Here is a 6,938-nt window from a genome sequence, read left to right as displayed (position 1 = left end):
TGGGCAGTCGGTCGAGCGTTCGTCGCTGGTGTTCGCAGTTTGTACATTATTATAACCGCCAGCGACCGCATCAATCGCTAGATGATCGAACGCCAACTGAGGAGGTCGCTAACTAGACAGTGCCTGTATACTATAATGGTCAGATGGGTTAAATATTGTGTTGGAGCCCCGTCTATGCCATCGGTGGTGGTTGAATACTGTTAGTCGGCTTCATCCCCGCCCTGAAGGGCGAGGCTTTCGCCTCGAATTTTCCGTAAATCCGACAACCGTTCCACAGTCCACTGTCGATAGCTGGCCGGATATTCAACACTATTCCATATCATTAAGTAGGTTTGTCTACAGGCGGAGCAGGCCGAGTGCCTTGGGGCTTGACCCCGGGGCGGTTCACTCGTTTGACGAGTACTCCGACGGAATCGAGAGGATTACAAAAAGATAATCATCATCACCCTCTCCGAACAGTTTGAGAACCCCGTTATTGGCTCATTTGTCGGTAGCCTACCACAGCTACCACAGCCAATACGATTATTACCAGCAGACCAACGAGTGCTGTTGATCCAGGGCCGTCATCTTGTTCGTCGTCTGCCCCACTGTCGTCTGCCTCACCGTCATCTGTTCCAGACTGGGTTTCAACCTGGTTTACCTCGGCCACTGCAAAGAGCGAGAAGCTATCAGTATCTGCCTCTAGTGTTACTTCGCCCTCGCTCGTCTCCTCAACAGTTGTTTCTAATGTTTCCCAACTGTCTCCAGTCTCGTGAACGATCACTGCATTTTGCGGGTTGTCAAGCCTGTCACGATCGGCAGTCATTGTAACAGCACCATCAGAATTACGGGCCTCGTCGGAGTCCGGTGAAATATCTGCGACGGTCACGACCTGTGCTTCAACAGAGGTAACTTGTGCGTCGCCGCTGTCATCGCCGTCACTGCTATCACTGCCATCGCTGCCATCGTCGCCACTCTCTGCTTCTGCTTCTACTTCCTCTGCTACTTCTTCGGCGAGTTCCTGATCGTCTTGTAGTGCGCCAGAAACGGACTGTGAAACTGTTTCTGGTGGATCCTGCCACTCTCTCACATCAAGATTACCGCTCGCCTGTTCGTTGTTGATAGTGACTTCTCGAACAGATTCTGTCCCTTCAGGATTAATATTCACTCCGGGCCTATCAGGGTCGTTATCAGCGATCTCTGACCGCGACTCTGTGTTTGGCTCTGTCTGTTCAAGCTCTTCACGTACTTCTTCGACAGTCGGTGATTGCTCTTCTTGTCCTTCACCGTCTTGTTGTTCCTCTTGCTGTTCTTCTTGCTCGTCGTCTACTACACCGACACCGCCGCCACCGCCACCACTACTACCACTGCTACCACTATCATCGTCGTCGCCGCCATTATCGCCGCCGAGAGTGAACGTGCCCGTCTGGCTACTCACGGCATTTTTGTTATTCTCGATTGTACCTAGGTAGACATACTCGTATGTTCCTGTTCTCCAATCATTATTTGTCTCAATAGTCAGAGTGTGATCCCCACTTTCGTCTACGTCTGCGTCCATCGATGCGTTAAGTACCGTAGCAGACGATGTGCTCAGCGAACTATCAAAACTCGTCGGAGGAACGTTTCCGCTAAGCTCCTCTCCAATAAAGTCGACCATCGCCCCTGAACCTACAGAACGCGAGACCGTCCCGTCGGAGAGTTCAATCCCATTTACTGACGCTCCATCTTCGACAGTCGCTGTCCCGTCGACCTTCTCAATCGAGTGGAAAAACTCGCTGTCGTCCTCAATGTTGAAGTTTTTGTCGAGATTATTCCGGTCAATATCGATCAGGTGTGCCGAATCCCTTAGCGTATCTCGGTCGTAAACCGCGATGGCATGCGTAACTCCTGATTCGGCCAATTGCTCAGATGCATCAACGTCAAAATTGATTGTATCTCCGGGTTGTGGATTACTTGTTGTCCGGTCGACCGTTGCGGAACCACGTTGCACCGTGACGGCATCACCACCGATCACGGTTATGTCGTCGGAGATTGAGATGTTCTGACTACTCTGGTCAATCGAAATCTCCGTATTGTCATCAGTAGCCGCAATGAAGAATGCGTAGTGGCCTGCTTTTGGCGGCGTAAACGTGAACTCGGTTGTCGTCGTCGCACCATCACTGTCTGAATTCAACTGCTTACCCTGATCCACCCAGTAGTACGACGCGTTTTCATTCGCGTTCTCGCTTGTGAGAGCATCTAACGCGTCGGAAAAAGTATCTGGGGCAGTGCCGTCTGTAGGTTCCGCACGTGCAGCCACAACTTGCACGTTTTGATCGTAGAGCTCACTGTTACCCGTATCGTACTCAAATGTGAGCTCCGTCCCTTGATTGAACGTTGCTGTGAAATCTTTCCCGAGTGATGATTCCAGAGAACCTGCTTTGACATTAACGGATGGATTCTGAACGCGGAGTGCCGCATTATCCGTTTGCACTCGATAATTTAGTGCTGACTCGTCCCACACATTCACAACATCGGAAGCCTCAATAATCTGATTGTCGGGGAGGCCTGTGGGATCTCCACTCCCCGCGATCACTGCTGGTGCAACAGCTATCTGGCTTAGTAGTAATGCTGATACTACGAGTAACACTCTTGAATGTGCCATTTATATGCCTCTTGTCTCATTGCCATCACATTAACTTTTCGGACAATATCTCTTCTGTTTGAATTCAATCTAGATTGTTAAAGCCAATTATCCGAAGTTACATCATCCTCGCCGTAAACAGCGAGGAGGATCTCACTATGACCGACGAGGGCGATTTCAACTCAATCATCGTAGAGCGCGGCCTGAAAGCCGCGCTCTTCGAACCGATTCAACCCGTTGTATACCGTCTGGCAATCCCAGCCGTACTTTGCTTCAATCTCATCAGGAGAGTTCTTCCAGATATTTTCGTGCGGCGGTAAGACGCTTGATCGCCTTCGGATCGGTCTCGTCCGCGAGATGCTCGCGGACTCGACCCTTTGTCAACTCAGGAATCTTGCCCCCTTCCTGGGTCATGTGACCAGTTGTTTCTTCAGAGTGTCAAAATCTTTGACCGAGAGTATATGGAATAGAGTTATGTAACTGTGTAAGACAGACTGGGTATGGTACGGATTCCGGGTCACACATCAATCCTGCTCGTCATGGTGGCTGTTATGATTCTAATGGCTACTGCGCCAGGAGTCGTAGCCCAGTCTAGTTATCAACTCAGCACTCCAGATAGTGTCGACACCCCCACCCGCGAAATCACGCTTCGGAGTACCACATACGAGGTATCAGCCCTGGGAAGAGCTGAACCAGATAGCAGTGTTGATTTAACAGTTGATGCTCCGGATAACCAGTTCTATCGCGTTTATTTATATAACTCCAGCCAAACCCCGGTAATTCGGGAATCTGGAACTGGGGATAGTAAGTTAACATTCGATCTGAGCGGTCAAGACCCCGGCACGTATATGTTTGCCCTGCAAGAACAAGGAACGACGCAAGTGATACATCCACTGGTGATTAAGGGCTATGGTGTAGATCTTGACACGCCAGATCAGGTCTCGTCTGGCGACTCATTTACAGCGGACATCTCTCTCAGCCAAACTGGATCCGATTTAACGGCTGACCGCGTTGAAGTTGTTGTTGCCGGACAAGAATCACAGATAACAGAAACCGCTTCCGAAAACGGCGACTCCTATACAGCGACTGTTTCTACAGACCCACTTTCTGACGGGTCATATTCAGTTTATGCAAACGTCCGTGGAACTAATACAGTCTATAACGAGCAAGAAATACTCGGCGTTAGTAGTACAAACGAGGTCATCGTCGGTGACAACGAGAATACTGACGGGGATGAGACGACAGACAACGAAAATACTGACGGGGATGAGACGACAGACAACGAGACTCCCAATGACACCAACGAGCCCTCCGGACAGATCAAAGATCCTGAAGCCACAGAAGAACTCCCAGACCCAGAACCTGATGAAGGTGATCAGACAGACACCTCTAGTGAGGACGACCAGGGACAGACGGACACACAGTCCGAAACCTCAAGCACGATTCCCGGTTTTACATTCCCACTCGCAGTCATTGCGGTGATGCTGACGTCTCTGACTATGCGCTTCTACGACCGATAGCTTCCGTACCAAATCACGGATGCGGCACGGCAACGTGAGCAATAGACGCCGTCACGCCAGCGAACCTATCGTAGCAGGGTCGCAGTTCAATGTTCCGAGACAAACGTCTTGGTTGGGAACATTGTTTATCGGATGATACGTCCGTGGTACCTTTGCCGGCTGTGACTTCCAACTGCTGAGAACTGACCAACAATCCTCTACAGAGGAAACAAGGCGAGTACCTCGGGGCTTGACCCTGTGGCAGTTCACCTAAGAGTATAAATGAAGGTGTTTCGACACTGGTCTCATTGACGGCAACAGGAGAATGAATTCGAATCAGTCCGCAGGCCCTGTTTGTGCCTGATCTGTCTCAGTAGGCTCTTTAGACTCAGATACGTGCTGTATAGGGAGTTTGTCCGTTACTTTCTCGGTTCCGCGATCCGGCAGTTGGTTGCGAAGTCGACGCCCGATCCCGTGAGCTTCAGCGATTTCGATATCACCGAGAGCTTGAATGAGTGTAACTGCCCGTTCGATTCTGGTCTGCTGCCAAGAGTGCTCACGGGCTTCATAAGTGCGGATCCCACGGAGGAAGTCGATTTTCGAGAACTCCGGCCAGTAGGGCGCACAAAAATACACGGCAGCCTCATTGCCGTTGGCGTGCCACGGCAGGAAATTCGAGGTCCGTTCGTCGCCGCCGGTCCGGATGATGAGATCAACATCCCGAATCGGCTGGCGGTAGAGGTGAGACTCAATGGTCTCGACGTCGATCTCCTTGGGTCGGAGGTCACCTGCCTCAATGGCAGCGGTCACATCACAGGCCGCACGCAGCAGTTCGTTCCGGCCACCGTATGCCAAGGCGACATTGAGCCGAAAGCCGCTGTACTGGTTTGTTTCGGTTTCAGCATACTCAATCGCAGATTGAATTCGCTCGGGGAGCCGTTGAATCTCTCCGAGAGCCCGAATACAGACCTCAGCGTCGTGTACTCGCTGGCTATCGGCGAGTTCGTAGAGCTTTGATTCGATAATATCGAAGAGGGGTTCGCGCTCTTTGAGCGGCCGATCGAAATTCTCCGTCGAAAAGGCATACAGCGTCAGCTCCGAAATGTCGAGCTCTTCACACCAGTTGAGCACCTGTTCGGAAGTATTGGCACCCGCTTGGTGACCCTCCGGCGTTTCGCCACCTTGTTTGCGGGCATAGCGCCGATTGCCGTCTTGGATAATGCCGACGTGGGTTGGCCCCTCGCCGACCTCTCGGCGAAGCACCTGCTCGTATGCTCGCCGTAGTTGTCGACTCACCCACGAATACATCTACTCAGAACTATCTTCACGTAGCTATAATATTCTTTCTCATATAATTTTAGTGAGAAGTTGTGTGATATCCTTGCCCGCCGTGAACAGTAGCCTACCTGTTTAATCAAACTTCGGGGTGTTTCGCACCGAGCGAGCAGGTTGTTGCAAATCCTAATATCCCAACGCTCGGGAAGTCTTGTCGTTTACGGCGAGGAGGATGTCAATTCTTGTTCTGTCGGTTTTATCATCCGGCTAAAGACGGGTGTATTCGACTTATACACTATACTATACTCGGCTCTGCACGTTTATATACAACCCTCAGAGCCCTCTGAATGGAGGAAGAGATGGTCGATGTCTTCCATCAGTCCATCAAGATCACGGTCTGGCTGCTCACGCACCCACGAAAACATGTTGTAGATCGTCTCTTTGAGGCCGTGTTCAAGCTGGGCTCGGAGCGACGAGGCTTTCGAGACGAGTCGCTCCGAGACGCTCGACGGAGAACCAAGCCGAAGCAGACTGTAGGTCAACATCTGAAGGTGCCAGTGCCGACTGGCACCGTCAGAATCACGCACCTCGCAGCCTCCAAGGCCAAGATCCTCTTTCGAGTCCTCGAAGAATGTCTCAATTCGCCACCTCTGGGAGTAGCTTCGAATGATATGAGCTGACGGAGCGTCAACCTTGTTCGTCGCAAAATACTTGATCGGATTCTCTTCGTCCTCGTCAACTTCTTTCTCGGTGATTACCAGCCGGACCTCACCCAATTTTGATACAGGCAGCGTTTTCGTCCAGATGTTGTAGACCTCATCGTCAATCTCCCGTTCTTCAGTGTCGATACTCTCTGCGAACGCATCGACCCGCTTCTCTTCGCCATCAAATGTGACCTGTCGATTGCTCCGGAGAGGTCCAATCCAGTCCTTTCGGTAGGATTCGACATGCTTGATCAACTCAGAACCGTGAGCGAACCACGAATCGAAGAGATAGGTGACCGCAGGTACACCTATCTCTTCTTCGAGTTCCGTGATTATCTCTTGTGCAAGCTCATACTTCGTCGCTTCTACGTCCTCCTCGTCGTCATCAGCTTTCTCGTACTGGCGAAATGCCAGAGGATAGGACGTTTTGTGGTCAGTATAGAACGCATAGACGAGATCTTGTCCCCAGACAGGCTCGCCTTCGCTGTGATCATAGAACGATCCAGCACCGGGAAGTTCCTTCCCGGTTCGCTGGAGCACTGAATCGTCGATGACAATGTAGCCGTCCTTCGACCACCGCGTCTCACCGTGATTTTGCAGTTCCTCTAACCGCTCGTGGTTAAGCTGATCTTCGTCCCAATCATACTCGGTGATGAATTTGTTGAGTGCCCGGTCGCTTCCAGCAGGAAGGACCTCTCGTGCTATTCCAGTGACGGTCTTGCTGCTGGCCGCAGCAAGACCTGTCACGTACGTTTTGGCGTGCTGTATTTGGTGATACGACAGCGAATCGAAGTCATCCAGTGGATCAGTGCACGATAGGAAGTCCGTAATCGGCGGAATTGGCTGTCAATACTGTGT

Annotated in this window: 5 protein-coding genes and 2 pseudogenes; 2 read left to right on the top strand and 5 right to left on the bottom strand. The window is 51.3% G+C overall.

Features of this window, described 5'->3' with window-relative positions; all coding sequences use genetic code 11:
- A partial coding sequence (locus NKJ34_RS14485; RefSeq protein WP_253739028.1) for an integrase core domain-containing protein occupies positions 1–116 on the top strand: 116 nt, incomplete at its 5' end.
- A gap of 356 nt (positions 117–472) precedes the next feature.
- Here the strand turns inward: NKJ34_RS14485 and NKJ34_RS14480 are convergent.
- Positions 473–2,623, bottom strand: coding sequence for a hypothetical protein (locus NKJ34_RS14480; protein WP_253739024.1), 2,151 nt, complete (start codon positions 2,621–2,623; stop codon positions 473–475).
- A gap of 164 nt (positions 2,624–2,787) precedes the next feature.
- A pseudogene (locus tag NKJ34_RS14475) lies at positions 2,788–3,016 on the bottom strand (IS630-like element ISHwa16 family transposase); the annotation flags it as partial.
- A gap of 86 nt (positions 3,017–3,102) precedes the next feature.
- Here NKJ34_RS14475 and NKJ34_RS14470 point away from each other — a divergent pair.
- The gene (locus tag NKJ34_RS14470) at positions 3,103–4,122 is read left to right on the top strand and encodes a hypothetical protein (protein WP_253739023.1); all 1,020 of its coding nucleotides are present in this window, start codon (positions 3,103–3,105) and stop codon (positions 4,120–4,122) included.
- Here NKJ34_RS14470 and NKJ34_RS14465 read toward each other — a convergent pair.
- The 3 genes and pseudogenes from NKJ34_RS14465 to NKJ34_RS14455 all read right to left on the bottom strand — a co-directional run.
- Positions 4,116–4,244 (bottom strand): annotated as a pseudogene (locus NKJ34_RS14465) (IS1595 family transposase); the annotation flags it as partial. The gene NKJ34_RS14470 and the pseudogene NKJ34_RS14465 sit on opposite strands and share 7 nt — an antisense overlap.
- A gap of 193 nt (positions 4,245–4,437) precedes the next feature.
- Positions 4,438–5,409 carry a polyprenyl diphosphate synthase gene (uppS, locus tag NKJ34_RS14460; protein WP_253739022.1) on the bottom strand — a complete coding sequence of 324 codons (972 nt, stop codon included), beginning with the start codon at positions 5,407–5,409 and terminating at the stop codon, positions 4,438–4,440.
- A 287-nt stretch (positions 5,410–5,696) separates the two neighbouring features.
- On the bottom strand, positions 5,697–6,920 hold the full coding sequence (locus NKJ34_RS14455; RefSeq protein WP_253739027.1) for an IS701 family transposase: 1,224 nt from the start codon (positions 6,918–6,920) through the stop codon (positions 5,697–5,699).
- Positions 6,921–6,938 lie beyond the last annotated feature (18 nt).

This window comes from Halohasta salina (assembly GCF_024178165.1).
Lineage (GTDB): Archaea > Halobacteriota > Halobacteria > Halobacteriales > Haloferacaceae > Halohasta > Halohasta salina.
The sequence above is the reverse complement of the archived record's forward strand: the minus strand, read 5'-3'. Positions and strand labels throughout refer to the sequence as shown.

Coding starts and splice junctions, on each gene's coding strand:
- NKJ34_RS14480 (WP_253739024.1), bottom strand. CDS start 2,623: ATGGCACATTCAAGAGTGTTACTCGTAGTATCAGCATTACTACTAAGC.
- NKJ34_RS14470 (WP_253739023.1), top strand. CDS start 3,103: ATGGTACGGATTCCGGGTCACACATCAATCCTGCTCGTCATGGTGGCT.
- uppS (WP_253739022.1), bottom strand. CDS start 5,409: ATGTATTCGTGGGTGAGTCGACAACTACGGCGAGCATACGAGCAGGTG.